The 25,769-nt window shown below is 61.6% G+C and carries 24 protein-coding genes; 11 read left to right on the top strand and 13 right to left on the bottom strand.

What is annotated here, in order from left to right:
* The first annotated feature begins 105 nt into the window (after positions 1 to 105).
* Both ACEN83_RS02535 and ACEN83_RS02530 read left to right on the top strand, forming a co-directional pair.
* On the top strand, positions 106 to 1,458 hold the full coding sequence (locus tag ACEN83_RS02535) for a 3-oxoacyl-ACP reductase (protein ID WP_495579414.1): 1,353 nt from the start codon (positions 106 to 108) through the stop codon (positions 1,456 to 1,458).
* 2 nt (positions 1,459 to 1,460) lie between these two features.
* The gene (locus ACEN83_RS02530) at positions 1,461 to 2,315 is read left to right on the top strand and encodes a MaoC family dehydratase (protein WP_495579413.1); all 855 of its coding nucleotides are present in this window, start codon (positions 1,461 to 1,463) and stop codon (positions 2,313 to 2,315) included.
* Between the two features lie 420 nt (positions 2,316 to 2,735).
* Here the strand turns inward: ACEN83_RS02530 and ACEN83_RS02525 are convergent, their stop codons facing one another.
* Complete coding sequence (locus ACEN83_RS02525) at positions 2,736 to 3,149, bottom strand: response regulator (RefSeq protein WP_007980910.1); 414 nt, start codon at positions 3,147 to 3,149, stop codon at positions 2,736 to 2,738.
* 75 nt (positions 3,150 to 3,224) lie between these two features.
* On the bottom strand, positions 3,225 to 3,422 hold the full coding sequence (locus ACEN83_RS02520; protein ID WP_495579412.1) for a Flp family type IVb pilin: 198 nt from the start codon (positions 3,420 to 3,422) through the stop codon (positions 3,225 to 3,227).
* Positions 3,423 to 3,745: 323 nt separating this feature from the next.
* On the opposite strand from ACEN83_RS02520, the gene cpaB reads away from it, so the two are divergent.
* From cpaB to ACEN83_RS02495, 5 genes are all read left to right on the top strand, one after another.
* Positions 3,746 to 4,693: a Flp pilus assembly protein CpaB gene (gene cpaB, locus ACEN83_RS02515; RefSeq protein WP_495579411.1), complete on the top strand. Its 948-nt coding sequence runs from the start codon at positions 3,746 to 3,748 to the stop codon at positions 4,691 to 4,693.
* 119 nt (positions 4,694 to 4,812) lie between these two features.
* Positions 4,813 to 6,003, top strand: a complete 1,191-nt coding sequence (locus ACEN83_RS02510) for a CpaE/TadZ family protein (RefSeq protein WP_495579410.1) — start codon at positions 4,813 to 4,815, stop codon at positions 6,001 to 6,003.
* A complete protein-coding gene (locus ACEN83_RS02505) occupies positions 6,000 to 7,280 on the top strand; it encodes a TadA family conjugal transfer-associated ATPase (protein ID WP_495579409.1) in 1,281 nt (426 codons plus the stop codon). Before ACEN83_RS02510 ends, ACEN83_RS02505 begins: the two co-directional genes overlap by 4 nt.
* 9 nt (positions 7,281 to 7,289) lie before the next feature.
* Entirely contained in the window at positions 7,290 to 8,174 is an 885-nt protein-coding gene (locus ACEN83_RS02500; protein ID WP_116582428.1) for a type II secretion system F family protein, read from the top strand.
* A 2-nt stretch (positions 8,175 to 8,176) separates the two neighbouring features.
* Positions 8,177 to 9,067 carry a type II secretion system F family protein gene (locus tag ACEN83_RS02495; RefSeq protein WP_495580839.1) on the top strand — a complete coding sequence of 297 codons (891 nt, stop codon included), beginning with the start codon at positions 8,177 to 8,179 and terminating at the stop codon, positions 9,065 to 9,067.
* A gap of 232 nt (positions 9,068 to 9,299) precedes the next feature.
* On the opposite strand, the gene ACEN83_RS02490 is transcribed toward ACEN83_RS02495, so the two are convergent.
* From ACEN83_RS02490 to ACEN83_RS02480, 3 genes are all read right to left on the bottom strand, one after another.
* Complete coding sequence (locus ACEN83_RS02490; RefSeq protein ID WP_495579408.1) at positions 9,300 to 9,563, bottom strand: DUF6124 family protein; 264 nt, start codon at positions 9,561 to 9,563, stop codon at positions 9,300 to 9,302.
* 824 nt (positions 9,564 to 10,387) lie between these two features.
* Positions 10,388 to 11,170 carry a response regulator transcription factor gene (locus tag ACEN83_RS02485; RefSeq protein WP_116582431.1) on the bottom strand — a complete coding sequence of 261 codons (783 nt, stop codon included), beginning with the start codon at positions 11,168 to 11,170 and terminating at the stop codon, positions 10,388 to 10,390.
* A gap of 114 nt (positions 11,171 to 11,284) precedes the next feature.
* Entirely contained in the window at positions 11,285 to 11,755 is a 471-nt protein-coding gene (locus ACEN83_RS02480; RefSeq protein ID WP_116582432.1) for a prepilin peptidase, read from the bottom strand.
* A 75-nt stretch (positions 11,756 to 11,830) separates the two neighbouring features.
* Between ACEN83_RS02480 and ACEN83_RS02475 the strand changes: the two genes are divergently transcribed.
* Positions 11,831 to 12,271: a TadE/TadG family type IV pilus assembly protein gene (locus ACEN83_RS02475; protein ID WP_116582433.1), complete on the top strand. Its 441-nt coding sequence runs from the start codon at positions 11,831 to 11,833 to the stop codon at positions 12,269 to 12,271.
* Positions 12,268 to 15,009: a PAS domain-containing sensor histidine kinase gene (locus tag ACEN83_RS02470; RefSeq protein ID WP_495579407.1), complete on the top strand. Its 2,742-nt coding sequence runs from the start codon at positions 12,268 to 12,270 to the stop codon at positions 15,007 to 15,009. The genes ACEN83_RS02475 and ACEN83_RS02470 overlap by 4 nt, the downstream gene beginning before the upstream one ends.
* Here ACEN83_RS02470 and ACEN83_RS02465 read toward each other — a convergent pair.
* The 5 genes from ACEN83_RS02465 to ACEN83_RS02445 all read right to left on the bottom strand — a co-directional run bounded on the left by ACEN83_RS02465 (position 15,006) and on the right by ACEN83_RS02445 (position 19,409).
* Entirely contained in the window at positions 15,006 to 16,988 is a 1,983-nt protein-coding gene (locus tag ACEN83_RS02465) for a pilus assembly protein TadG-related protein (RefSeq protein WP_495579406.1), read from the bottom strand. The genes ACEN83_RS02470 and ACEN83_RS02465 overlap by 4 nt on opposite strands.
* 147 nt (positions 16,989 to 17,135) lie before the next feature.
* Entirely contained in the window at positions 17,136 to 17,699 is a 564-nt protein-coding gene (locus ACEN83_RS02460; protein WP_102700481.1) for a DUF4136 domain-containing protein, read from the bottom strand.
* Positions 17,700 to 17,736: 37 nt separating this feature from the next.
* The gene (locus ACEN83_RS02455; protein ID WP_102700480.1) at positions 17,737 to 18,345 is read right to left on the bottom strand and encodes a DUF4136 domain-containing protein; all 609 of its coding nucleotides are present in this window, start codon (positions 18,343 to 18,345) and stop codon (positions 17,737 to 17,739) included.
* Between the two features lie 12 nt (positions 18,346 to 18,357).
* Positions 18,358 to 19,107, bottom strand: a complete 750-nt coding sequence (locus ACEN83_RS02450) for a methyltransferase domain-containing protein (RefSeq protein ID WP_495579405.1) — start codon at positions 19,105 to 19,107, stop codon at positions 18,358 to 18,360.
* Positions 19,107 to 19,409, bottom strand: a complete 303-nt coding sequence (locus tag ACEN83_RS02445) for a MazG-like family protein (protein WP_007971343.1) — start codon at positions 19,407 to 19,409, stop codon at positions 19,107 to 19,109. The genes ACEN83_RS02450 and ACEN83_RS02445 overlap by 1 nt, the downstream gene beginning before the upstream one ends.
* Positions 19,410 to 19,668: 259 nt before the next feature.
* Between ACEN83_RS02445 and ACEN83_RS02440 the strand changes: the two genes are divergently transcribed.
* Both ACEN83_RS02440 and ACEN83_RS02435 read left to right on the top strand, forming a co-directional pair.
* Positions 19,669 to 19,962: a hypothetical protein gene (locus ACEN83_RS02440; RefSeq protein WP_495579404.1), complete on the top strand. Its 294-nt coding sequence runs from the start codon at positions 19,669 to 19,671 to the stop codon at positions 19,960 to 19,962.
* 160 nt (positions 19,963 to 20,122) lie between these two features.
* Positions 20,123 to 21,472 carry an MATE family efflux transporter gene (locus ACEN83_RS02435; RefSeq protein WP_495579403.1) on the top strand — a complete coding sequence of 450 codons (1,350 nt, stop codon included), beginning with the start codon at positions 20,123 to 20,125 and terminating at the stop codon, positions 21,470 to 21,472.
* An 11-nt stretch (positions 21,473 to 21,483) separates the two neighbouring features.
* Here the strand turns inward: ACEN83_RS02435 and ACEN83_RS02430 are convergent, their stop codons facing one another.
* The 3 genes from ACEN83_RS02430 to speA form a co-directional block, all read right to left on the bottom strand.
* Positions 21,484 to 22,284, bottom strand: coding sequence for a DUF4123 domain-containing protein (locus tag ACEN83_RS02430; RefSeq protein WP_495579402.1), 801 nt, complete (start codon positions 22,282 to 22,284; stop codon positions 21,484 to 21,486).
* Positions 22,281 to 23,600, bottom strand: coding sequence for a type VI secretion system Vgr family protein (locus tag ACEN83_RS02425; protein ID WP_495579401.1), 1,320 nt, complete (start codon positions 23,598 to 23,600; stop codon positions 22,281 to 22,283). The genes ACEN83_RS02430 and ACEN83_RS02425 overlap by 4 nt, the downstream gene beginning before the upstream one ends.
* Before the next feature lie 232 nt (positions 23,601 to 23,832).
* Positions 23,833 to 25,746 carry an arginine decarboxylase gene (speA, locus tag ACEN83_RS02420; protein WP_007971353.1) on the bottom strand — a complete coding sequence of 638 codons (1,914 nt, stop codon included), beginning with the start codon at positions 25,744 to 25,746 and terminating at the stop codon, positions 23,833 to 23,835.
* Between the last annotated feature and the right edge of the window lie 23 nt (positions 25,747 to 25,769).

Genomic DNA, 25,769 nt, shown 5'->3' with positions numbered 1-25,769 from the left:
TCGGCAGCTCCTACAATGACCAAGCGTAGGCCTTATCTCGTGGATCGAACGACTGATCACCATTCATGGTCCACACTTTGAACCCCAGCTTTCGGAGCGCGTTCCATGTCTGACCGCTATATCGACTTCGCCAATTCGTCCATCGGCCATCGCCTGGTCGGTGCCCTGGGGTTGCCGACACCGACTCGACTGGAGCGCTGGCAGGCAGGCCGGCTGCGGCCCGTGGAAGGTGCGCTGCTGATCGGCGGCGGGCCATTGGCGGAACACGTCAGCGCTTTCGCCAACCGCCTGACCGACGCGATCTACAGCTACGGCACCGAGCCTTCGATGGCCACGGCCTGGATTCCCGGCCACGGACCGAAACTCAAGGCCGTGGTGTTCGACGCCAGTGACCTGCTGCACACCGATCAGCTCAAGCAACTGCGCGAGTTCTTCCAACCGTTGATGAAGAACCTCGATCACTGTGCGCACCTGGTGATTCTCGGACGCGATCCACAAACCCTGCGTGACCCCTTCGCCGCCAGCGCGCAGCGTGCCCTGGAAGGTTTCAGCCGTTCCCTGGCCAAGGAATTGCGCAGCGGTGGCACCCTGCAATTGATCTACGTCGGCGAAGGGGCCGAGGCGCAACTGGAAGGCCCGCTGCGATTTTTCCTCTCGCCGAAAAGCGCCTTCGTGTCCGGGCAGGTCATTCGCCTGAATCCGTGCTCGACGCCCGTCAGCGACTGGACGCGCCCGCTCGCCGGGCGCAAGGCACTGGTTACCGGCGCAGCACGCGGCATTGGCGCAGCCATCGCCGAGACCCTGGCCCGCGACGGTGCCGACGTCATCCTGCTCGATGTGCCGGCGGCCAAAACCGACCTCGAAGCCCTCGCCGCACGCCTCGGCGGACGCAGCATCAGCCTCGACATCTGCGCCGAAGACGCCGCCGCGCAGTTGATCGAACAATTGCCCGAAGGCCTCGACATCGTGGTGCACAACGCCGGCATCACCCGCGATAAAACCCTGGCCAACATGACCCCGGACTTCTGGGACGCCGTACTGGCCGTCAACCTCAACGCACCGCAAGTGCTGACCAAAGCCCTGCTCGATAGCGGCGCCCTGCACGACAACGCCCGGGTGATTCTGCTGGCCTCTATCAGCGGCATCGCCGGCAATCGCGGGCAAACCAACTACGCAGCGAGCAAGGCCGGGCTCATAGGCCTGGCACAAGCCTGGGCGCCGCTGCTCACCGAACGCGGCATCAGCATCAATGCCGTGGCACCCGGATTCATCGAAACGCAAATGACCGCGCACATCCCCTTCGGCCTGCGCGAAGCCGGACGGCGCATGAGCTCTCTCGGCCAGGGCGGCCTGCCACAGGACGTCGCCGAAGCCGTGGCCTGGCTCGCGCAACCGGGTACCGGCGCATTCACCGGGCAAGCGTTGCGCGTATGCGGGCAAAGCGCTCTGGGGGCTTGAGGATGATCACCGACTGGCACACTCTCAACCGCGAACCCAGCCTCCCGGGGTTGTACGCACGAGCGGCGACACGGCGAAAAATCACCGGCACCGCCCTGCCCGATTCGGGTTTGCGCTGCTGGGTCGACGTCGATCCCGAACGCCTGGCAGCCTATCGCAAGGTCTGTGGCTTCGCCGACAACGGCCTGCTGCCGCCGACCTATCCGCATATCCTCGGCTTTGCCTTGCAGATGCAATTGCTCACGGCCAGGGACTTCCCGTTCCCGCTGCTGGGGCTGATTCACCTGAGCAATCGAATTCGTCTGCTACGCCCCATGGGCGGGGTGAATCGGGCGCGTGTCAGCGTACAGGTGCAGAACCTGCAACCCCACGCCAAAGGCGCGACGTTCGATTTGCTGACCACCCTCGACGATCAACTGGGACCGCTGTGGGAGGCACAAAGCCGGATGCTCTGCCGCGGCGTCAAACTCGAGGGTGAACCGCTTGAGGAGAACCTGGTAACGAGTCTGGACATGAACCAAGTCGAGCACTGGAAAGCGCCCTCGGACATCGGTCGGCAATACGCCAAGGTGTCCGGCGACTACAACCCGATCCACCTGAGCGCGGCCAGCGCCCGACTCTTCGGTTTCCCGACCGCCATCGCCCATGGATTGTGGAACAAGGCGCGCACACTGGCGGCACTGGCCGGGCATCTGCCTGTGGCGAACGTCGAGATCGCGGTGCAGTTCAAGAAGCCGGTACGGCTGCCCAGTGAGGTGACGTTGCTGGCCAGCGAGGCGGGGGCGAGCGGGGACTTTCAGTTGGTGGGTGTCGGAGAGCTGGAGCACATGGTCGGGCATTGGCGGCCGGTGGCCTGATAAGCTTGCTCCTACCTTTGATTTTGACAATGTCGAAAGGGTGGAAGATCAAGATCAAAAGATCGCAGCCTGCGGCAGCTCCTACAGGCCGAGCGTTAGCTCGCCTGCCGCTCTTGATCTTGATCCACCCGCCCCCTCGGCAGGCTGAGCGGAGGTGTTCATCCGGGGATGGGCGCGCAGCGCCGTTCGACGCAGTCGAACTCATTGCATGTAGGTCGAAGCGAAGCCGACCGGAGGGCAATGCCCCCGGATGAATACCGGAGCGAAGGAACCCCGAGCCTCAGCGAGGGGCCGTACGTAAGGGGCGAGACTTTTTGGTTCCTTTTGTGTCGTTTGACAAAAGGGACTCGCCGTAAGGGCGAAACCATAAGTCGCCGTTACCTAAGAACCGGATATGTACTCAACCCAGAGGTCACCCAATCACCCCTTGACCAAATAAACCTGCGGCAACGGAAACAGATTATTCAACGTCTCCAACAACCGCACGTGATAAATCGGCTTGCGAAAAAGATCCAGCACCTGCAAGCGCAACATATCACTGACATCATCCATGCCCGCATGCCCCGACATCACAATCACCGGCAAATGTTCGCGAGACGTATGCTCGCGCAACCGTCTGATCAACGACATGCCGCTCTCCTCCGGCATGCGCAAGTCAGTGATCACCAAAGCGATATCGGGGTGCCGGGTCAGATGCTGCAGCGCAAGCTTGACCGAAGTGGCGGTAAAACAATTGAACCCCTCACCCTCCAGCAACTCCGCCAACTCAAGCAATGCGTCCTCTTCGTCATCCACCAGAAGCAGCTGTTGGCGTGGCTGTGCGTGAGCGTTCATGAGGTGACACCTGCAAGGGACGAAGCGCTGACGTTAGAAACCCTGTGAAGCGACAGCAAATTATCGACTTCCTCGTCAAAGCGCCGCTTGAATAGTGTTGAACGTGGCCGTGATGGCGCTCTGGACACCCGGGCTGAAACCGGCGAGCACCACCGCGACCATGGCGGCAATGATCGCGTACTCGATACCGGACGCACCCTCGGTATCCCTTGCCAGGCCCTTGTAAAAAACGATCCCGGATTTGACCTTCTCAACAAGCTTGGAAAAAGACATGACATTTCTCCTGGACGACGACGGGTGTTGCACGGACGCAACATGATTCCCCAGTGCCAGCACCAGCATTGTCGGCATTCCCCGGCCCAACAACTGTAAATACGCATTAACACTAAAGTATTAACCGTTTCGTTGACGTCAAAAACGGGTCGTTTTATCGCAACTTTGCACTTTCGTTAGATATTTCCCCCCGCGCTAATGGCATTTTGCTCTACCTGCGCTACGGTCAAATAGCGAAATAGTTCCATGTTCATAGCTGCCTGATTGCGAAGTTGTCTCGTCGGACTTGACGGGGTTTGCGCAGCAGGAAAGGGAGAGCCTTCATGAACAGCCGTGTCACTCTGGGTCTCGCCGGATTGTTTCTGGTCGGTGCCATCATTACCGGTTACTGGGGACTCACATTGAGTCGTCAACCGGCCCCCGAGGTCGTTGCCCAATCCACCGTCAATGCACCGCCGGCCATCCCACAGGGGCCACTGTCGACAAATGACCCGACCCGCCATCCCGTGGTCGTGCTGGTCAACGATGTCGCGCCCTATACGCCGATCACCGCCGCCGATGTCGTGTTGGAACAGTTGCACACCGCCCCGGCCGGCAGCCTGACCAGCCTCGACCAGGCGATTGGCCGCAGCCCTTGGCGCGCCCTCAGCGCCGGCAGCTGGCTCAACGACGAAAGCTTCGAAGCCGGCAGCAAGCTGTCGCGGATGATCCGCCCCAATGAACGCGCCCTGGCGGTCGCCACGGACGAAGTGGTCATTGTCGGCGGGCAACTGACGCCGGGCGACTATGTCGATGTGCTGCTGTTCCTGCGCATGGACACCCTCAATCCTCAGCCAACGGCCCAACTCGTGGTGCCGGCCTTGCGGGTGCTCGGGGTCGGCGAACAGTTGGGGTTGACCAACGACGGCCAGCCTTCCAGCCCGGCACGCAACGCCGAGGAAAAACTCAAACAGGATCAATCGCGCGCCGCAGCCCGGACCGTGTTGCTCGCGGTTCCTGAACAACTGGTGAGCCGCCTGATGCTCGCGACCCAGGCCGGCGTGCTGCGCCTGGCCGTGCGCAGCGCCGATGAGAAACGCCTGGCGCGCTACTGGGCCGGCGAAAGCAACTCTGCCGCCAACCTGGCCAATGCCAACCGCGAGTTATTGCAATTCAGCCAGCTGGCCATGACCGGGCCACCCAAACCTGTCACCACCAGCCCTGGCGCCGCGCCGCGCAAGCAGAGCGTGGAAGTCATTCGCGGTAACGAGATCACTCAACAAACACCCTGAGTCGAGCAAGGATGCCTTTCCATGCGCAGACCTTTTACGCCATTGTTCAACGGCTTGATCCGGGCCACTTTGCCCGGCGGCCTGCCGGCAAGTGCGATATCACGTAGCGAGTTATCGCAATGAGCCAGAACCTGAGTCAAACCTTCCTCGCGATCACGCGTAACAGCACCGACCTGGAATGGCTGCAAGGCGCCCTTGCGCCCTTGGGCCAGGTGGTCAGCGCCGGTGGCGGCAGCCTTGACGAACTGTTGGCACTGGTGGACGTGACCTGCGCCAGCCTGGTGTTCATCGGCCTGGACCGCGACCACGTGGTCACCCAAAGCGCGCTGATCGAAGGCGCGCTGGAAGCCAAGCCGATGCTGGCGATCGTCGCGCTGGGGGACGGCATGGACAACCAGCTTGTACTCAATGCGATGCGCGCCGGGGCCAGGGATTTCGTGGCCTATGGCTCACGCTCAAGTGAAGTCGCAGGCCTGGTGCGACGCCTGAGCAAACGCCTGCCCGCTGTCGCGCCGAATACGCACCTGGGCCGCCTGACCGTGCTGTATGGCGTGCAGAGCAGCGCCGACGGCGCGTTGCTGGCCATGCACATGGCGCAAGTGGTGCAAAAAAGCGGACAACACACGCTGCTGCTGGACCTTGGACTGCCCCGAGGCGATAGCCTGGCGCTGCTGGGCCTGGAAAGCTCGTTTCATTTCGGCGATGCATTGCGCCACTTGCGACGCCTGGACGCGACACTGATCGACAGCGCCTTCACCAGTTGCGAAGCCGGGCTGCGCATCCTCGCCTACGCCACTGGCGATGAACCGCTGGAGCACACCAGTGCCGCCGAGCTGTACATGTTGCTCAGTGCCCTGCGTCAACACTTCCAGCACATCGTGGTAAACCTCACCGGCCAACCCGACAGTGAAGCGCTGCGCACCTTCGTCAGCCATTGCGACAAACTGCTGTGGTACACCGATCAGAACGTGCTTGACTGCCGCCGCAACCTCACGGTGCTCAACTTGTGGCGCGAAAAAGGCATGAAGCTCGATCACGCCAAATTGCTCGTGGACCGCTACCTGCGCAACGTCGCACCGGACTCCGATACCCTGGGCAAGACGTTTGGCCTGGAGATCATCGCCACCCTCGCCTACAGCCCGGAAGTGCGGCTCAACGCCAAGAACCAGGGCCTGACCTTGTTCGAACTGGCCCCGCGCGAGGGCCTCACCCAGAGTCTGCGCGCACTCGGCGAGCGCCTGGCCAGGCACTCCGAAGGCCTGGTCAAACCCAAGACCGGCTGGTTCAACCGCTTGAGGGGCGCACAATGAGCAGTGAAAAACTCTTCGGCTCCCCCCATCGCGGCGCGGTCGGCAATACCGACCACGAAGGCCTGAAACTGGTGCTGCACCGCTACATCATCGACGCTATCGAAGAGTCGGGGAAAAACCTGCTGGAGGGCACGCGCCAGGCGCTGTCGCAATTCGTGATCGACAAGGTGGCCGAGTACATCGCGCGCCTGCACCTTGCGATTTCCCGCTATGAGATGGAGCGTCTGGCCGAGGAGATCGTCGACGAGCTCACCGGTTTCGGCCCGTTGGAAGTACTGCTGCGCGACCCGGCAGTGACCGAGATTCTGGTCAACGGTCCACACCGGGTATTTGTCGAACGCGAAGGCTTGCTGCATCTGAGTGACTTGCGTTTTATCGATTCGCACCACGTCGAACGTGTCATGCAACGAATTCTCGCGCCCCTGGGCCGACGGCTCGACGAGTCCTCGCCCATGGTCGACGCGCGCCTGCCGGACGGCAGCCGGGTCAACGCCATCATTCCGCCGATAGCCCTCGATGGCCCGTGCCTGTCGATCCGCAAATTCCGCCAGGACATGCTCAAAAGCTCTGACCTGGTGGCGATGCAAACCATCGATCACGCGATCTTCGAATTCATTCAGGAAGCCGTGGGCAAACGCTGCAACATCCTGATCAGCGGCGGCACCGGCACCGGCAAGACCACGCTGCTGAACATTCTCAGCCAGTTGATCAACCCTCAGGAACGCCTGGTCACCATCGAAGACGTCGCCGAACTGCAACTGGGCCACCCTCACGTCGTGCGCCTGGAAACCCGTCCACCGAATGCCGAAGGCCATGGCGAAGTAAAAGCCAGCGACCTTATTCGCAACGCCCTGCGGATGCGCCCGGACCGGATCATCCTCGGCGAGATTCGCGGCGTCGAAGTGGTCGATGTGTTGACGGCGATGAACACTGGCCACGATGGCTCGATGAGTACCGTACACGCCAACAACGCCCAGGATGCGTTGCTGCGCCTGGAGACCCTGGTGGGCCTGACCGGCCGCAGCATCGCCGAGCGCACCCTGCGGCAGATGATCTGCGCGGCGCTCGACGTGGTCATCCAGCTCACGCGCATGCCCGACGGCCGCCGCTGCGTCAGCGAAGTGGTGGAAGTCGTGGGTGTGCGCGACGACGTGTATGTCACCAACACGCTGTTCCGTTTCGACCGCCACACCGGGTTCGGTTTCCTGCGCGAAGCCCTGAACCCGGCTGGCGACAAATTGCGCCGGGACTCGGCGCTGTCTCCCTCGGCATACTGAGGCCACGGCATGCTCAAACCGGCGCTGCTCATCCTCGTTTGCCTGATCTTTCTCGGCCTGGCGCTGCGCCTGCTCTATAACGGCTTGCGCCAGACGGGCAACGAACGGATTCTGGGACGCCTGAGCCAGGGGCAACCCCTGCGGGTCGAGCAGAAGTCGTCATGGGCGGGCCTTGAGCGCGCGTTCCTGCGGGCCGGACTCGGACGTCCCACCGAACGCCTGGGTCGATGGCTGGTGTTCTGGATACTCGGGGTGCTGCTGGGAATTGCCCTGGGTGGCTGGATCGGCGCGCTGCTGGTGCTGCTGGTGCCTCCGGTGGCGTTACGACTGTTCGTCAGCTGGCGTTACCAGCGTCGCCTCAGTCGCATGATCGAACAGCTGCCGATGTTGCTCGACCATGCCGTGCGCAGCCTGAAGTCCGGGCGGACCCTGGCCGATGCCGTGCTCGGCGCCATCGATGCGGCCGAAGACCCGCTGAAAAATGCCATGGGCCGGATTCAACGCAATGTGCAACTGGGGGTCAACCTGGCAGACGCCGCTTCGGACTTCGCCGAGTTGTACGAGAAAGACGAACTGCGCTTGCTCGCACTCGGCTTGAAGGTCAACCACCGCTACGGCGGCAACGCCAGTGAGTTGCTGGAAAACCTGATCAAGATGATCCGCGAACGCGAGCAAGCGGCACGCCAGTTGAAGGCCATGACCGGCGAAACCCGTATCACTGCCGTGGTCCTGGCCCTGCTGCCGGTCTCGGTCGCAGGCTATTTCCTACTCACCAATCCGACCTACCTGCTTTCCATGTGGCACGACAGCTCGGGGCAAACCATGCTGGCGAGTGCCTTCGGATTTCAGGTGATCGGTTGCCTGGCGCTTTGGCGCATGTTGCGTAGCCTATGACTATGAAGATGCTCTTGCTGGTGAGCGCGCTGCTGCTTTTCGGGGCTGCGCTGTTGTTGCTCAGCGCTTTGCTGGAGCAAAGCCGACGGGCACGCCAGGTGGCCCAGCGACTGGATGGCAAGGCGTCGGGTGATAGCCACCTCACCCAACTGCTGCAAGCCCTGGGTGCCAGCCGCCTGGGGCAACAGTCGGTCAAAATGGACAACGAAACCCAGACCCTGCTCAACCGCCTGGGCTGGCGCAGTGTACGCCAACGCTCACTGTTCGCCGCCTTGCAGGTGGGCGTGCCGGTGCTGGCGCTGTCCTTGTGCCTGTTGATCCAGGGGCTGTTCTACCCGAATGTGGAGAACCACTGGATCGCCCCGATGCTCGCCACCAGCATGGGCTACCTGTTGCCCAAGCGCTGGCTGGCCGCCGCGGCACAGCGTCGGCAAAAACAACTGGCCACTGAAACCTCGACCTTCATTGCACTGCTGCGCACCCTGTTCGAATCGGGCATGGCGGTGGAGCAATCCCTGCGAGTGCTGAGCCAGGAGGGCAGACAGTTGTTGCCCGCCCTGACCCATGAACTGCGCCTGATTCTGACCCGCGTCGATTCAGGCCTGGAACTGGGCGAAGAGCTGAACAAGACCACCCGCTTGCTTGCGGTAGACGAGTTCACCGACACCTGCGTGATCCTTCAACAATTGATCCATCAGGGTGGCGGCGCGATGAAGTCCCTGCTGGCGCTCAAACAGTTGCTCGACGACCGGCGCCTGACGCGCCTGCAGGAATACATCTCCAAGATGTCCGCCAAAATGTCCGTCGTGATGATGCTGTTTCTCTTCCCGGCGTTGTTGATCGTCCTGGCCGGACCGGGCTTCACCGCCCTGGGTCGGGCCTTTGTCCACTAATCCTGCGGATCGAGATTATCCAGCGCCCGATTCACCTCCGCTCCCACAGGACAGGTTGGAGGGGCTGACTTGACCTGATACCCCCCTGTGGCGAGGGAGCTTGCTCCCGCTGGGCTGCGAAGCGGCCCCGACTCCGGCAAATGCTTTTTTCCTGACTCACCGTATTGGCTGGTTTTGCGGGTGCTGCGCACCCGAGCGGGAGCAAGCTCCCTCGCCACAAAAGCTCCGTTGTTCAGTCTTGCGGATCGAGATTATCCAGCGCCCGATTCACCGCCAGCTCACCCAGCATGATCACCTGCGCAATCCCCAGCATCGTATTGCGCTGCGAGCCCTGCAGAAACCCCGCGAAATCACTCGCCATCACACTCGCCGACGCCAGTGATTCACAGGCGTGGGCCAGCAGGGTTTCGGTGTTGATGTCCGGAGCGATGACGAACATCGTGCCGGGTTTGCGGGGGACAGGTTGTTTGGGGGGATTTGGGGTGGGTTTGATCATCGTTGCACCTCTGGGATGAAATGGAGCCACGTCCAAATTGCCGCGAAACAAATTGGGGTGGCAGCTGTACGCGGGTTCGCGGACCGATCCCAGAGGCAGCTCGGCATACCCGAAGGTATCCCGCGCACAGTCGCCATGACACAGAACAACAGACACACGAAAGTGTTGTCGTCAGGTGGAGCGATTATGCCTTAGGAATCGAGCCGCGACGCCCGGACGCTGAATTTTCAGCGACCGACAAATGCTAGAGATCGCGCTTCCGACGGACAACCTGAAAAGCGTGTCGGAGATTTCCCGGGGATTTGAGGAAAACTACACGGGAATGTGTTGGCTGGAAGGACGTCATCGCGAGCAAGCCCGCTCCCACAGGGTCGAGGTACATCCGCCAGATTCAGGTCGGCCGGCAGGCCGCCTTCGCGAGCAGGCTCGCTCCCACAGAAGAGAAAAGGCAGATCGGCGTACACCCCCGCTCTTCACCACTCATCAGGCCGAGCGTTAGCTCGCCTGCAGCTCTTGATCCACCCGCCCCCTCGGAAGGCTGAGTGGAGGTGTTCATCAGGGGGCAGGCGCGCAGCGCCGTTCGACGAAGTCGAACACATCGAGAGGAGGTCGTCGCGAAGCAGACCGGAGGCGATGCGCCCTGATGAATACCGGAGCGAAGGAACCCCGAGCCTCAGCGAGGGGCCGTACGTAAGGGGCGAGACCTTTTGGTTACTTTTGGCTGGGCCGGCACTCCGGGCGTTTGCCAAAAGTGACCCGCTGTAAGAGCGGAACCGTAAGCAGCCGTTACCGCAGCAACGGATATGTACTCCATCCAAAAAAGTTCAGTGCGCCGTAACCCGTTGCCGCCCCCCGGAACCATTGGGCGACAAAGCCAACGCCAACTGCGTCCGATTATGCATATGCGTCAACCGCAAAACCTGCGACACATACAACTTCACCGTGTTCTCGGTAATCCCCAACTCACAGGCAATCTGATAATTGGTCTGCCCCTTGCCCACCAACCGCGCCACTTCCAGTTGCCGCGGAGACAGCTGATTGAAAATCGCCGGAACCTCCACCGCATCAGCTTCAGCGACACCCCGACCACCCGCGTCTGCCGCCTGCGGCCCGCGCCGAACCTTGTCCAGGTCCTGGTACAGATCATCGATCGACTCGGACAAATACTGAAGCTTCTGGTTCAAATGCCCCAACTGCAGGTTCTTGTGCCTTTCCTGCAAGGCCACTTCCTGGCGCTGCAAACCTTCGAACAACTCATTCAGATCGATCGGTTTCTGGTAATAGTCAGACACGCCGGCGCGCAGGGCCTTGATCACATCCTGCTTGTCGGCACACCCGGTGAGCATGATCGCCTCGAACACCCGGTGCTTGCCCGACAGCCGTTGCAATTCCTGCATCAGCTCGATGCCGTCCATGCCGGGCATGTGAAAGTCCAGCAGCACCAGGCCGATATCGAGGTCTTCACTGAAACGCTTGATCGCCTGATAGCCCGATTCGCAGGGAACACAGCGGTAACCTTTGCCCTCCAGAAATTCGCAAAGCTCTTCAACGATCAATGGCGCATCGTCGACCACAAGGACTTTTACTGCCGAAGTAAACTTGCTCACGAGTAACTCCCTGTCAGGTCAAAGGTTGACCCGTCCCACACCGACAGCCAGCGGCTGTACAACGTCTGTCTGAAAAGTAGACGCAGTTTCCGGCTATGTACACAAAAGGGTCGACTAGTGGAGCCAGGCCAATGTCAGCATCAGCCCCGCCAGCACAAAGGGTGCAAATGGCTGCCTCTTTGACATTTCAGGCGCCATATAAAAAAGATGGGTTCTAAGCCCTTGACTCATATGGAGCCAGACTCTTGGCGCCAGCAGCAGCCAGAAAACACTGGCCAAACCGGCGCCAATAAACGTGCCGAGCACGTGCATACCGTCCGTCGCAAGACCCAGGGCGGCCATGAGTTTCACGTCCCCGCCGCCCATTCGCTTCATGGCGTAACCCGGTAGCGTGAAGCCCACGGCCAACAAAAAAGCCCAGCCGCCCTGTTGCGCCTCGGCCCCCAGCCAGGTCGTGCCGTTCCACAGCAACCACGCCAGGGCCAGGGCGCCGGCGCCCAGGGTCAGGCCATTGGCGATGTGCCGTTGCCGGGCATCCTGTGCGGCGCAAAGCGCCAGCCAGATCAATAGGACAAAGCTCTGCATTCGGTAAAAAACGTCCGTTTTGGCTGAATGATTCTATGCTGACATTACTCAGTGTTGGTCAGGGTAGACGCACTCATGAAAGCCAGCCTCCCCCACAAACAAAAAGGTGCCGCCGCGATTGAGTTCGGCCTGGTGTTCATCATTTTTTTTGGCGTGTTCTACGGCATCGTCAGCTATAGCCTGCCGCTGCTGTTGATGCAGTCATTCAACCAGTCGACCGCCGAAGCCGTGCGCCGCAGCGTAGCGCTGGACCCGGCCACCCCCGGCTACAGCGCCGCGCTGATTGCCCGCGCCACGACGGAGCTGACCACGCAAACGGCCTGGATTGCGCCGGCCCTGAACTTCAATGTCGCCACCGACGCCAACATCACTTATGTGGGCGGGCTGCTGACAGTCCGCATCAGTTACCCCACCAATAAAATCAGCGCCGTCATTCCGTTCCTGAATCTGCCCGGGATCGGTCGGGTACCCAATCTGCCGGCCACCCTCACGGCCAGTGCGAGCCTGCAATTTTGAGTGCCGGGGATAAACTGTTCGGGCGCCTGCTGCATCGCCACCCGCCGCCCCCACCGGAGCCGCCGGAGGCACTGCAGGTGCACAGCTTCGGATTGCAGATGCAGCTCAATCCCGATGGGCGTGTCGTTCAATTGAGCGGTCCACTGCGCCACTTGCTGGCCCAGCAAACCCCAGGCGCACAGGCACCGCACCTGCTCGATTTCCTGTTGCCCCACAGCGGCCTCGTCATCGAAGGCGCGCCGGCGCAATGGCAGGGACAAACCCTGGACCTGGACTTCTACAGTCTCAATGGTCCGCCCCTGCATTTGCGCGGCTGGGTGCAACCCTTGGCCGATGCCTGGTTGTTGCAGATGCTCGACATCGGCGACTTGTTGCTCGAGCGCCGGCAATCGCGCAACCGCGAGCAATGTCAGGTGTTGGCGCTGCATATCGCCGAACAGTTGCGCCTGTGCAGCCTGACACGCCTGCCCGAGATGCTGGGCGAACAACTGCAAAGCCTGGCCCAGCGCTTTCAGATCCCCTGCATTGCCCTGGCCTTGCTCGATGAGCAGGAACAGGGTTGGCAGATTCACCAGCACTACACGGCTTTCGATGCACCGCAGCTATGGCAAAACGAACAGCGCCTGGGCACGGGGCTGGACAGTTTGAGCGGCTCGGCACCTCAGTACCTGACCCCGCGCGAACACCCGCGCCTGCAAGGCACGTTCGGCAATACCGATGGCTTCGCCGTGCCCTACCACGATGCGCAAGGGGTGGTCGCCTGGTTACTGTGCGGTTTCTACACGCCACAACAACGCGCCCCCGATGTCACCGAACGCGACTGGCTGCAAATCACCGCCGCGCTCGCCAGCCCCTTGCTCGAGCGCCTGCGCGAGCACCGGCATCACCTGCAACTGGAACGCCTGGAGTCGCTGCAAGCGTTGCTGGGCACAGGCTGGTGGGAAGTCTTCAGCGACAGCGAAGAGGTGCAGTTGGCACCTTCGCTGGCGACAACCCTGAACCTTGGAGCATCGCGTTTATCCGTACAGGACTGGCTCAACCAGGTGTATCCCGCCGACCGTGAAGAGCTGCGCATCCGCCTGCAGGACTTGCAGGCGTCGGGCATGCCGCTGCTGTTGTGCGTGCGCCTGTATCGTCCCGACGATGCACTCGAACCCGTCTGGTACCGCCTGCAAGGCCAGGCGCTGGGCGTGGGCAAAAACCGTCGGCTGGTGGGCTTCATGCACGACATCAGCGACATCAAGAATCAGCAGCAGAGCGCCGCCGCCGCCCATGCACGCCTGGACAATCTGATCGCCAGTTCACCGGCGGTGATTTATGTACAGCACTATGACGAAGGCGCTCTGCAACCGGTGTTCTTCAGCGACAGCCTGTTCCCGTTGCTCGGCTGGACCCTGGCCGACTGCGCACCCGGAACACTGGTGGAGCGGGTGCATCCCGACGACCGCCTGCAGTATTTCGAGCGCACACGGCTGTTGCTGCGTGAAGGCTCGGTGCGCGCCCGCTATCGGTTGCGCGACAGTCACGGTGACTATCACTGGCTGCTCGATGAAGCGAAGTTGCTGCGCGACGACCTCGGCTTGCCGGTGGAAGCCGTGGGCCTGTGGCTGGACGTCACCGAAGCGACCCTGGCGACCGAGCAGGTCAGGCAGAGTGAGGAACGCTACCGGATTCTGGTGGAAGACTCGCCGGCGATGATCTGCCGCTACCAGCCAGACCTGACCCTGACCTTCGGCAACCGCCCGCTGGCCACCTATCTGGAATTGGCGCCCGAGCAATTGCCGGGGGTGAATCTGGGCAACTGGATGTCCGGGGAACAGCGCGAGGCATTCACCCGGCGGCTGAACCAGTTGAGCCCGGAGTTTCCGGTGAGCACCGCCGAGATCAACCTGCAACTGCCCGGGCGCGAACACGCCTGGTGGGTCTGGTCCGATCGCGGGGTGTTCGACGAACAGGGCCGTTTGCTCGAGGTCCAGGCCGTGGGGCGCGACAACACCGAGGTACGACGCTCGCAGCAGCAGCTCACACAAAGCGCGAAAATGGCCACCCTCGGTGAAATGGCCACCGGCCTGGCCCATGAGATCAACCAGCCGCTGAACGTGATGCGCATGGCCATCGTCAATGTCCTCAAGCGCCTCAACAACGGCGACGTACAGGTCGATTACCTGATCGACAAGCTCAGCCGTATCGACACCCAGGTGCAACGCGCCGCGCGGGTGGTGGACCACATGCGGGTGTTCGGCCGTCGCTCGGAAATCGAGCAGCAACCGTTCAACCCGGCCCAGGCCATCGAAGGCACACTGGCGCTGTTGTCCGAAGGGATGCGCGGCAAAGGTGTCGACCTGCGCATCAGCGAGACCGGTTTTGAAGTGCTGGTGCGCGGCTACGTCGATCAGCTTGAGCAGGTGCTGATCAACCTGATGGTCAACGCCCGGGATGCATTGCTCGGCAAGCGCGAGGCCAACCCCGATTTCAAACCGTGGATTTCGGTGTACGCCGAACGGGATACACACGCGGTACGCCTGTGGGTCGAGGACAACGGCGGCGGTATCGACCCGCGTTTGCTGGAGCGGATTTTCGAGCCGTTCTTCACCACCAAACCGGTGGGTGTCGGCACCGGTCTGGGGCTCTCGGTGAGCTATGGCATCGTCGAGAACATGGGCGGAAAACTGAGCGTGCAAAACGCCACCGAGGGTGCGCGTTTCTGCATTGAACTGCCGATCGTGACGCCGGACTAGATCACCAGCGCCGCTCGTCCCGAGTGACAACTGAGGTTGGCGCCCACCTCGACTTTGTTCAGGTCGATCCCCAGACTCGCCAGCAACGTATTGATCAGCGTATCCAGTAACGGACTGAGTACCGTATTGATCGCATTGACCAATGCAGTCGTCACCTCACTCAAAATACTGCCCAGGCCACCGACGATACTGCCCGACGGCCCATACATGTTCACGCCCAGGTTACTCACGGTGGTGCTCAGGCTGTTGACGATGTTGGTCGTGGTGTAGGCGTAGTAAAACGGTGGCTGATTGATCTCCGGCAGGTTGGTGGCCGCCGGCGCGGAATAGACGTGAGGCATGTTGGCATTCTGGGCAACCGCGGTGTTGACCATGATATCGACGCTTCCGCCAACGCCAGGCTTATGGTTGTAACAGGTTGGCGGCAAGATCAGCAGCCGCTGGCAGGTCTTCACGCCGATATCGATGACCTTCAAGGGATTGACGGTGTTGCTGGGTGGGACAGTGGGCGAGCCAAACACATCGGCAGGGTTGATCTGCCCGATCTTCAATCCGATCAGTGTGGTGGTGGTGTTGGTCGTCAGGCTTTTGTTCGTCGCACTCACACAACTGTAAGCCGTGACATAACTCCAGGCCCCGGCGGCCTCCAGCGCCACGTCGATGCGTATCGGAGGTGGCAAGAGCTTGATGTCCGGCGTGTCGCACGGCACGAGCAACGCGCAGGTCAATGAGTTGACGACGCCCACCAGGTCCAGATCAAGCAAAGCGTTCAAAGTGTTGGCCAAGGGCGCAGCGAGATCGATGACGGCGTTGACCAGAGGCGTGATGGCGTCCAGCACGGGCAGGTTGATCGACAACAATGTCTTGACCTGGGCCGTGCGTACATAGATGCGGTTGGGTCCCAAAGGGGCCAACGCCGCGTTTTTCGGATTGCCGATGGCCGACAGTTGCGGCGGCTCCATCACCTGCACCCGTGCAGTGATCTGCGCCAGGCCCGCGAGGTTGATCGGCAAAGTCGCGACCAAGGCATTTTTCTTGTTGGCCAGCTGCACAAACCCCTCAATCAGATCGAAGGCCTTGAGATTCACGGCAAGGGTCGAGATGTCGGTGCCACTTTCAACATGCAACATATTTCCCAGCACAACGGACGTCGTACCCGCTGCCACCTTCAACGCTTGCAGGCTGACAATGGTTGCGGAGGCTCCCAGTGTGCCGTTGGGGTCCAGTACGTTGATGGCGGTCTGGATCAACTGGCTGACATTGACCGTACTCCCGAGCACCTGGTCGTAGCCGCCAGCGATCAGGCCGAGGTCAACTTTCAACCGATTGAGGTAGCTGAGCAGGCTGATGTCGGTGTTGACCAAGCCGTTCCAGCCCGCCGCACTGATACTGACATTGCCGCCCAGCAAGCCCCCGAACAGCAGACTGGTAATGGCCGCCTTGCTGGTATCGAAAGTCAGGGTGGCACTGCGGATCGTCAATGAAGCCACGGGGGGCGGCAGCGCAGCGACCGCCGTAGCGCTCAGCGTCAGCGTCGAGCCCGCCGGTGCACCGCCGGCCAAGGCGCCGATGCCACCGGCAATGCTCTGTTGCACGACATGGCTGGCGATAACCCGGATAGCCTCGCTTTTGCTTGGGTCTGCACCGAATACCCGAAGGTTGTTGGCATCCAGGGTCAGCGTACCGCAGGCCACCGCCAGTGCGCGTCCTGTGGAGGGAATGGCGAAACCATTTCGTTGCGCGCTGGCCGTGGCATAGGTGTTCGCGGTTGATCCGGCGGAACAGTCTCCCCCCCTTGTGGCCGCCTCAAGGGCAGCCATGTCAGCCACGCGCTGCAAACTGCGTTTTTCCAGGTACAGCCTGCCGGTATCGACCACCAACAACATGAATGCCAAAGCCAAGGTCAGGGTCAAAGCGGCCATCAAGCCGATCGCCCCCCGTTGCCGGACCGGGCCGCGAAACTGCATGCGGGGAGACATGGCGCACTCCTTTGCCGGCGCACTGCCGGGCGCGACCTCCGTTGGTGAAAAGCAGTGTAGACAAGGGTGGCGAAGACTGCTGGCAACTCGCCAGCGCAGGCAATAAAAAACCCCTGTGAGGCACAGGGGTTGAGAGACTGGCTGATTCTAGGAGGCGTGCGGTGGATAGTTGGCCAATATCCGCGTGACTGTTTCCAGGATGGCATCACGACGATCCGACGGGTTCGGTGTGCGGCTCAGTATCTGTTCGTCACTGCCGCGCCACACCAGTTTGCCGTCCTTGCCGTCCAGCAGGTCGATCTGGATGGTGGCGACCTTGTAGCTGACGTTGCGGGTTTCGTTATACATGGGCGCGCCGTAGTAGCCATACCACGGGTACCCCCACCCGCCGCCGTAGTTGGTGGTCACCTGCTGTTGCCGCTCTTCGACAATCAGGTAGGTCTGCACATTCAAGTCACCCTTGGCACCCGCGGCGGCCGGGCGCAGACCGCGCTGGTCCAGTTGATCGGCAACCGCCTGACGGATGCGCTGGTCGGTCAGGTCGCTCTTGATCCGTGGATCATCGGGACGATATTGCACGGCGGGTTCTTTCCACGCCCAACTGCGATAGGCAGCAAAATCGCGGCTGGCGTCAAAATCATGATTGACCTGGTTGGCGGCGCAGGCACTGAGCAGCGCGACCATGGCCAGTAGAATGAAACGGCGGAACATGATGGTTCTCCTGCGAAATGCTTCTTATCTACAGAAGCTAACTGGGAGGATACGCCGACATCGCCTTTTCCACAGCCTCCCGTATGGCATCGGCGCGCTCGCTTTCGCTGCCCCGGTTGCCGGTTTCAGCGCTGGAGCTCCATATCGGCTGACCGCTTTTGGCGTCATACATATCCACCTGAACCACCACGACCTGTTCCTGATAGGTCCGGATGATCGGCACGGTGGCGTATGCGCCATATCCAGGGCCGTAGCCGTTGTAGCCGCCATAACCGCCGCCGTAATAGTCGTCCTGAACCTGACGCAAGCGGGTTTCCATCCGCAGGTCTGCGCTGACAAACAGGTCCGCTGGACGATTGTCGTGTAGCGGACGCAAACCCCGCTGATCCAGCGCATTGCTGACCGCTTCGGCAATCTGTGCGGAATCAGCCCAGGCCGTGCCCGGTGGCAGGTGCCCGTCGAGCCAGGCCCAACTGCGGTAGCGCCCATAGTCACGGGGTGCTGCCGGGTAAGCGCTGCGATCGAAGGTCTTGGCGGCCTGGGGCGGTGCCGGCGGCAAGGGGTTGGACGTGGCGACATAGGGATTGCTGCCCTGACAGGCCGCCAGCCCCAGGCAGAACAGCAGTACACCTGAATGACTTTTCATTGCGTGCTCCGATCAGACAGGCCGACAGATCCAGTGCAAGTAACGCCCAAGCCCGGCATAGGCTGGATGACGGCGGTGGGCCAGTTCCATTTCCAACAGGTCCACCAGCTCGGCGCGGGCCTGGAATTCCACCGGCATGTAATCGTGAAAAACCCGCACGCCACTCTGGGTTTCGACCCGCCACAGACCTTCAAGTTGCGCCGCCAGTTCACGCGGATCAAGGGGCTGCTGCGGGGTCAGGCTCTGCTTTTCACCGGCCATGTCGTTCTTGCGCATCTTGCGGAAATGGCCCTTGAGCAAGTTGCGGTAGATCAGCGCATCACGGTTATAGAACGCCAGGGACAGCCAGCCGTCCGCCTTGGTCAGCTGATGCAGCACCGGCAGGATGGCGTGGGGTTCGGCCAGCCATTCCAGCACGGCGTGGCACAGCACCAGGTCGTAAGGCTCGGTGAGCTGCCCGAGCAGTTCCTGCCAGGGTGCCTGAATGAAGGTGGCGCTCTGCCCGGCTTCGGCAAAACGTTGGCGGGCGCCTTCGAGCATCGGTTCGGCAGGTTCGGCGAGGGTCACCTGATGGCCGCGCTGGGCCAGCCACAACGACATGTGGCCAAGGCCCGCGCCGATGTCCAGCACGCGCAGCGGGCGATCGGGCAAGGCTTCGGCCAGATCGGCCTGCAACACCGCCAGACGGATCGCACCCTTGGCACCGCCGTAGATTTTTTCGGCGAAACGGGTCGCCAGTTGATCGAAATGACGGTCGCTCATCAGCTGAACCTCCGCTCGCTGTCCGCCAGTTTGCTGCGCACCACGGCCTCCATGTCCAGGCCCAGCTCGCTGCACAACAGCAACAGATAAAGCACGATGTCACCGACTTCCTGCCCGGCATGGGCGAGTTTGTCCGCCGGCAACTGGCGTGACTGGTCTTCGGTCAGCCACTGGAAAATCTCCACCAGCTCGGACATTTCCACGCTCGCGGCCATGGCGAGGTTTTTCGGGCTGTGAAATTGCCGCCAGTCATTGCGGTCACGGATGGCGTGCAGGCGTTCGGTCAGTTCAACAAGGTTCATCGGGCTCTCCTGAAGGCGTATAGCTTCGGGGGGATGACCGAGGATGGCAAGTGACAACGGTTGAGTGCCGTGCAGGTTTTTTGTGGGAGCGGGCTTGCTCACGAATGCGGCGGCACATCCAACATTGATGTGTCTGATCCAATGCCTTCGCGAGCAAGCCCGCTCCCACAGTTGCGGTGCAACCCTCTATGCTTGTGGGAACTCGGCAGCATGATCGACAGCCCAAGGCTCAATTCTCTTTAATCAGGACGTTCACTCCATGCAGGTAGAAGGTTTTTCCGAATGGCTCGGCCAGGTACTCGGCTCGATCATCCGCTTCATCGTTGATGGCCTCAGTGGGCTGTTCAATCTGTTGAGCAACGCCAGCAGCAATTTTGTCGAAGGCTTGTCCCAGACGCTGGGCATGGAGACTTCGGTCGTCAGCATCCTGACCTTGATCCTCGGGCTGATCCTGCTGTGGTCGGCTATCCGCGCCTTTCTCAATGCATCCTTCATCATGGGGATCATCTGGTTGATGCTGGGGCTTTGGCTGCTCAGCTGGATCATCCACTGACACCACCGGACACTGTGGGAGCGGGCTTGCTCGCGAAGACGGAGTGTCAGTCGAATCATTATTGACTGGACGACCGCATTCGCGAGCAAGCCCGCTCCCACAATTGATCAAGGCATGCTCTGAATGTGCCGCTACAATGCCCGCTCCCCAAGGAGCCTGCATGTCCAACCTGACCGCCGACTGGCGCGACCGCCCTACCCATCGCCGGGTCTGGGCACTCGCCGCGCCGATGATTCTTTCGAACATTTCCGTACCGTTGGTGGCACTGGTCGACAGCACCGTCATCGGTCACCTGCCCCATGCCCATCAACTTGGCGCCGTCGCGGTCGGGGCCAGTCTGTATACCTTCCTTGCCTGGGCCATGGGTTTTCTGCGCATGGGTTCCACCGGGTTCGCCGCCCAGGCGGCCGGGCGCGGGGATGGTGCGGCCTTGCGGCAGATTCTGTTGCAAGGCCTGTTGCTCGCCTTTGGCCTGGCCCTGGTCCTGGGTGCGGTGGGCGTGCCATTGAGTACGGTGGCGCTGCACTTCATGCAACCCTCGGCGGAGCTTGACCAGCTGACCCGCGAGTTTTTCCACACCCGTCTGTTCGGGCTGCCCGCGGCGCTGGCCAGTTATGCACTGGTCGGCTGGTTTCTCGGCACCCAGAATGCCCGGGCGCCGCTGGCGATTCTGCTGAGTACCAACCTGATCAATATCGCCCTGAACCTGTGGTTCGTCCTCGGCCTCGAATGGGGCGTGGTCGGTGCGGCCCGGGCCTCGGTTATTGCCGAATGGACAGGGGCGCTGATCGGTTTGCTGATGACCCGCAAGGCCCTGCGCGCCTATCCCGGGCATATCGTCTGGGCGGCATTGGCGCTGTGGCACAGTTGGCGGCCATTGCTGGCGGTCAACCGCGACATCTTCATCCGCAGCCTGGCGCTGCAATCGGTGTTTTTCCTGATCACGGTGCAGGGCGCGCGGCTGGGCGACGCCACGGTCGCGGCCAATGCCCTGCTGCTCAACGGTTTGCTGCTGACCGCCCACGCCCTCGATGGCCTGGCCCACGCCGTGGAAGCGCTGTGCGGGCATGCCCTCGGCGCCCGCGACCGTGATGCCCTGCGACGTTCACTGGTGGTGGCGGGCGGCTGGTCGTTGTTGGCAAGCCTGGGCTTTGCCGCGCTGTTTCTGTTCGCCGGGCATTTGTTCATCGAGATGCAGACCGACATTCAAAGTGTGCGCGACACCGCGTTCATCTACCTGCCCTACCTCGCCGTGCTGCCGCTGATTGCCGTCTGGAGCTACCTGCTCGACGGCCTTTTCATCGGCGCCACCCGCGCCAGGGAAATGCGCAACGGCATGGTGCTTACCGTGGTGCTGGTGCTGCCTTTCGGCTGGGCACTGCAAGGCTGGGGCAACCATGGCCTGTGGATAACCTTTTTGTTGTTCATGCTGCTGCGCAGCCTGACCCTCGGCGTGATCGCCTGGCGCCTGCGCCGTCACGATGGCTGGTTTGCCGGCAGCACTCACTGAGCGGATCGAGCTCATGGCCAGGGGCGGTCGTTCTGCCACAGGTGGCGCAGGCTATCGAGGCGTTCCTGCTGCGTCCTGCCCGGCAATGGCTGCACGGGCACGGCGTCGGGATACTGCAAACGTAGCCATATCCAGCCATCAAGCACCGGGCGCTCGCTGAAACCCAGCGTCAACCCTTCCTGCACATGGACCCACAGGCGGGAGAAATCGGCACCGGTGGATCGGTTCCAGCGCCAAGCATGTTGTTCGAGCAGGCAGGTTTGCAGTTTTCCCTGTTGCCCGACACTGAGGCTCTCCTCGACGGCCAAAGGGCTGACCGCCAACCCGGGGCTGGACAAGCGCTGCCACCCCTCACATCCCGTTGCCCGATCGGCCCAACTGCCGCCGAACCAACGCAACTGCTGGATGGGCCCTAGCCAGCGACTCAGTTCAGCGGCATCGCAGGCATCGAAAAAATAGCTGGCCGTGATCGGGTTGTAGTAGTTCAAAAGGGCCCGGTGCAAGCCAAGCGTCACCGTGAGCATGCGCCGTAAATGCGCGAGCAACGATGCAGCGTCGGCCTCGCTGACCATCAGCAATCCGGGCCAGCGTTGGCCGTCGACGATGCACAGATCGGCCAGTGCCGGGCAGGTGCGCAGATCGACCAGGAGCGGTCCCTGCTCACGCAGCGCATGCCACTCCGTACCTTCGAACAACTTGTACCACCGGGCTTGTGCAAACATCTGCCGAAGCATGACACCCGCCTGCGGCGTGCCCGGCACATCCAGCAACAACCACTGCGGGGGCGCCTCGGGCGTACGTGTGGCGATCATGCTCCAGAGCTCTGGCCAAGCTGCGTCGCCAGACGACAGGTGCACAACGCCTGTGCGCAATGATTGAAACTGCCACCGCCGGGCAGCAGGCACAGCATCAGCAGCGGCTCTGCCGAGTGCAACCATTGCTCCAGGCCCTCATCAGGGGTGCAAATGGCCTGGGGAGTGTCCGCGTTGGTCTCCTCGATCGTTGCCGGCGCATGCAGCACTCCGGTTATCTGCGGCTGGTCGGGATCACCTTCGATGAAACTCACGACCAACTCGGTTCCTTCGCGCAATGGCGAGCATGTCTCGGCCTGCAACGGCCCGGCCAATGGCAGCCAACAGTGACTGGGCGCTGCCCCTTCGCCCTGATAGAGCCAGTCGAATTGCACCGGGACCGGCCTTGCCGGATCGGGGGTTTGCTCATCGACCTCCACGACCCACGCCCGCTGCAGGCTGTGCATCTGTGGTTTGCTCGTCGCACTGGGTGGGTCGAAGCGGGTCGGCCATTGCAGGGCACGGGCCTGGTTGTGGTACGGCGTCGCCGTATCCTGGCAGCCCCAATGTTCAACGTGGGTCACCAGCCAGAGCCGATTGCAATCGGCAACCGGATGACCGGACAGCGGCATCACCCGACCGCTGCGCAAGGTCGCCAGGTCTGTCCGGCATTCGACACTTTGCGCCGCTGTCGCAGCGCTACGCTGGCGTTCGAGCTGCCGCACTCCCGGCTGATCGCCCTCGCAGCGCAAAACCGCAGGCTCTGCGGTTCGAAAATGTTGCTGATCGTCGCTGAACACCACGCAGTGCCCCCCGACGCGGTTTTCGAAGTGGTAATGCAATCCTTCCTGGGCGCACAGTCGCTGGACAAATTGCAGGTCCGACTCTCGATATTGCGTGCAGAAATCCCGGGGCGGGTGGTCGCCGCTCAGCGCCAGGCGTCGATCTTTACCAGTAATGCCGTGCTCCTTGAGCACCTGATCGAGAATTTGCGGCACCGAACGGGCGCTGAAAATTCGTTGGCTGAAGCGCTGGGCCAGACAAGCCAGTCCTGGTCCCAGGCGCACCTGGCAGAGTCGGGGCCCCGAGGCATGATCACGCTGGACGAGTTCATGCAATTGCCCATGCACATGGTTTCCGGCTGGCCCGAAATGCAAAGAGGCCGGGCGGTACAGCAAACTGGCAAGGTCAAGCACCGGGTCATCGATCAGCAGCTCCAGGTCGAACACGAACGGCTCGCTGATGGCTTCTCTACCGGTAAAGGCCAGGACCTCAAGGGAGTCGGGCAAACCTGCAACATCCAGACGAAATGGCGGTTCGCTGACTGGGTTGAACATCGGCGTTTCTCTACGGGAGGGGCGGCCGGGGATTCTCGCTGAGAGACATGGCCGAGTAGAGTGCCGAAATACAAATTAGGAAATAACCTACGCGAAAAGAAGACCAAATGCGTTGGGTAGTCGAAAAGGCAGGGAGTTTCCCGTGGAATAGGAGAATTGCCGCACCAGGTCATCTGAAAATTCCGAGGCAAAAGGAAAATTTTCAGACAACCTGATGAGCGTGGTGCTTACCTCAGGAAGACAGGTAAGACGAACGGGTCAGCCCCAGACGCAAGGCATCGAGGAACTGCGTGCGCTCGGTTGCACTGATACGGGCACTGGCGCACTTGTCGCGGTAGTGAGTCATCAGTTCCTCCGGCGACAAGTGCACGTAACGCAGCATGTCTTCGATGGTGTCGTGGGTTTCGATACCGGCGTGGTACACGCTGCCGTCGGCGTTCTGGTAGATGTTCACCGAGTCGGTGTCACCGAACAGGTTGTGCATGTCGCCAAGAATTTCCTGGTAGGCACCGACCAGGAACACACCCAGCAAGTAGTCTTCACCTTCGTTCAGCGCGTGCACCGGCAAACTGGTTTCGATGCTCTGCTCGTCGACGTACTGGTTGATCTTGCCGTCGGAGTCACAGGTCAGGTCTTGCAGCACCGCACGACGCAGCGGCTCTTCGTCGAGGCGGTGCAGCGGGATGATCGGCAGGACCTGGTCGATGGCCCAGGTGTCCGGCAGGCTCTGGAACACCGAGAAGTTGCAGATGTACTTGTCGGCCAGTTTGTCGTTGAGTTCGTCCAGCACCTGACGGTGGGAACGTTGGCGCGCCTTCAGCGAGTTGTGCAGGCGACGGCATACCGCGAAGTAGCATTGCTCGGCCAGGGCTTTCTCGGCCAGGGTCAGCTTGCCGTCGGCGTACTGGGAGGCAACGTCACTCATGTAGTGCGTGGCGCGCCAGTAGGTTTCGGTGACCATCTCGATATCGGTCGGGCCCAGCAGGTCCACCAGCCACTGTACGGTTTCCGGCAGTGCTTCCTTGTTCTCGATCTGTGGCACGTCGTCGTTGTGCTTCTCGACGTCGGTCACCTGGATCACCAGCATGGCGTGGTGCGCGGTCAGGGAGCGGCCGCTTTCGGAGAAGATGTTCGGGTGCGGCAGGCTCTGCGCATCGCAGAACTCCTTGAGCATCCCGACCACGACGCCGGCGTAATCGTCCATGTCGTAGTTGATCGAACTGGCGTTACGCGAGTGCGTGCCGTCGTAGTCCACGCCCAGGCCGCCACCGACATCGATGTGGTCCACCGGCAGGCCGAGGTTGCGCAACTCGCCGTAGTAACGGATCGCTTCCTTGAAGCCGTGCTGGTAGTCCGCCAGGTTGGCGATCTGCGAGCCCATGTGGAAGTGCAGCAGGCGGATGCCCTGGTCCAGGCCGGCCGCGCGGAAACGCTCGACCACCGACAGCAGTTGCGCCGCCGACAGGCCGAACTTGGATTTCTCGCCGCCGGTGTCTGCCCACTTGCTCGACGCCAGGGACGACAGGCGCACGCGCAGGCCGACCTGGGGCTTGACCTTGAGCGAGGTCGCTTCTTCGATCACCAGGCCGACTTCGGATTCTTTCTCGATCACGATGAACACGTTGTGGCCGAGCTTCTGGCCCATCAGCGCCAGGCGGATGAACTCACGGTCCTTGTAACCGTTGCAGACGATGGTGCCGCCCTTCGGCGCGAGTGCCAGCACCGCCAGCAGTTCGGGCTTGGACCCGGCTTCCAGACCGATGGAAACGTTCTGGGTGGCGATGATGTTTTCGATCACCGCTTCCTGCTGGTTCACCTTGATCGGATACAGCGCAGTGTACTTGCTCTGGTATTCCAGACGCTCGATGTTGGCATCGAACGCGCCCGTCAGCTGACGCACGCGGTCTTGCAGAATGTCCGGGAAACGGACCAGCAACGGCAAGGACAGGCCGCTTTTGCGCAGCTGGTCGACTTGCTCGAACAGGTCGATAGGCGAGCTGCTCGGACCGTTCGGACGAACTTCGACGCGACCGGCGTCATTGATCGCGAAATACCCGGCCCCCCAATGGCGAATCCCGTAAACACTGCGGCTGTCCGCAACTGTCCATTGGCTGCCATCGTCTTTGCGTGTGCGTCGTACGGACATCGAAGTCCCCTATAAAGAAGTCA

The organism is Pseudomonas sp. Pseusp49, assembly GCF_059491875.1.
This window is presented reverse-complemented; position numbering and strand designations above follow the sequence as displayed.